This window comes from Pseudomonas sp. R62 (assembly GCF_000257605.1).
GTDB lineage: Bacteria > Pseudomonadota > Gammaproteobacteria > Pseudomonadales > Pseudomonadaceae > Aquipseudomonas > Aquipseudomonas atacamensis.
Genome location: NZ_AHZM01000828.1, coordinates 1 through 1,994, shown reverse-complemented (window position 1 = coordinate 1,994; position 1,994 = coordinate 1). Strand labels below are relative to the sequence as shown.

Sequence of the window (1,994 nt, the reverse complement as noted above, 5' to 3'; positions counted from 1 at the left end):
ATGCACGCCGACGTCAGCGGCGTGGCCATGTGCAAGTTGGCTTGGGCGAGTTTCTGGCTCACCAGCGGCAGCATCGCCGCGTTGGCCAAGTGGAACAGCGCGCAGCACAGGGCAAACATCAGCAACGGGCGATTGCTCAGCAGTACCTTGAATCCGGACGGCTGATGGCTTTGATCGCCAGGCTGGAGGCCGCGCGCGACATCGTGATCAATCGCCTCGGCCGAGACGAACAGCACGGCAATCACGCTGGCCAGCGCCATGACCGCCATCAGATAAAACACCGCCACCGGACCGAACAGATACGCAAACAAACCGGCCAATAACGCCGCGCACGCGTTGCCGGCGTGGTTGAACGTCTCGTTGCGACCGGTACGCCGGGTGAATGCTCGCGGGCCGGTGATGCCCAGGGTGATCGCGGAAATCGCCGGGGCAAAAATAGATGCTGCCGCAGCGCTCAAAGCCTGAGTCAACGCCACCAGACTGAATGACGAAATGAACGGCAGGAGCAGACAACTCACCGTCACCAACAGCGCGGCGATGATGATCAGCGCACGTTTCGCCCGGCTGCTGTCAACCAGCGCACCAGCGGGCGTCTGCGTGACCAGCGCGGCAATGCCGGCGAGGGTCATGACCACACCGATGCTGGCCGGGTCCCAGTGGTGCACGGCGAGCAAGTAGATGGCGAGGTACGGCCCGAGGCCGTCGCGGACATCGGCGAGAAAGAAATTCAGACTGTCCAGCGAGCGGTTGTTGCGGCGATCGAGATGGCTGATCACGGGGGGCAGTCTCTTGAAAGTGAGGTCTGCGAAAATGTATCAACCTCGGCAAACCTAATGACCGAAGCGGCGGGCGATTAGTTGCAGAACGGCGGAGCAGTTGCTGCTCCGCAGGTATTCAAGCGTCAGGCGTTTGCAGTATTTCTATCCATAATGCGCCTTTGCCGGAGGCCGCTTCACCGACACGCTTCAGCGCGCCATCCTTGCTCACCGCGTACGTACCGACCTTGGCGCTTTTCTCGCCCGTCACCAGCAGCCAGTGGCCATCGGGGGAGAAGGCGATATTTCGCGGTTGCTGTTCTTGCACCGGGTAGTTATCGAGGAACTTGAGTGCTCCGGTTGCCGGATCCACGGCAAATCCCGAAACGCTGCTGCTGGTGCGCTCACTCATCAGCAGCAGTTTTCCATCCGGCGACATGCGCAGGTCGGCAGCCCAGATGCGCCGGGTCGGGTCGTCTTTCAAGTCGTTGTTGCGCGCATCACGGACTTCGCCGTGGGCCAGCTTCAATCGCTCGGGAATGCCGTTGGTTTCAGCGATTCGAGTCAACGCGCCGCTGGCCTCGTCGATTGAAAACGCAGTCACGGTGCCGCTCATTTCGCCGACGACGTAAAGGAATTTGCCGTTCGGCGAGAACGCCAGATGCCGGGGGCCGGTTTTCTCCGGAACGCTGACCGAGCCGTTGCCGATCGGGCTGAGCTCGCCAGTCTTGGCGTCCAGGCGATATTGCAGCACCTTGTCGGTGCCCAGGTTGCCGGCATAGGCAAAGCGATTGCTCGGCTCGGTGCGAATCGAATGGGCATGCAGGCCGGTCGGGTAGCGCAGGATGTTGGCGGAAGGTTGATGATCTTCGCCGATCTTTTGAACGCTGAGGGTATCGGCGCCGTAGGACGCGGCGAGCAGGTAGCGACCTTTTCGATCGGTCGACAGGTAGGCCATGCTCTCTGCCAGGGGCGCTTGGGTGAATTTTGTCAGGCGACCGCTTTGGCGATCGATCCGGTAACCCAGCACCTGAAAAGGTTTGACGCGCAAGGCTGCAAACAGCACTTTGCCGTCCGGGGTGAGCGCCATGGGATTGACCTGATCACCGGCCTGAACCTGTTCAATAAGGGTGAGTGCGCCGTTACTCTGATCAAGGCGATACTGCGAGATCAGACCGTCGCCGGGGCTTGAAATGTAAGCGTAGGTAGCGGCGTTGGCCGTCACGCTCAGAGCTGAAG

At 61.0% G+C, this 1,994-nt stretch carries 2 protein-coding genes; both read right to left on the bottom strand.

What is annotated here, in order from left to right:
• On the bottom strand, nt 1-776 hold a 776-nt coding region (locus OQK_RS00325; RefSeq protein ID WP_016770607.1), incomplete at its 3' end, for an MFS transporter.
• A 118-nt stretch (nt 777-894) separates the two neighbouring features.
• Nucleotides 895-1,986, bottom strand: a complete 1,092-nt coding sequence (locus tag OQK_RS00320) for a lactonase family protein (protein ID WP_081489809.1) — start codon at nt 1,984-1,986, stop codon at nt 895-897.
• Nucleotides 1,987-1,994: the final 8 nt, after the last annotated feature.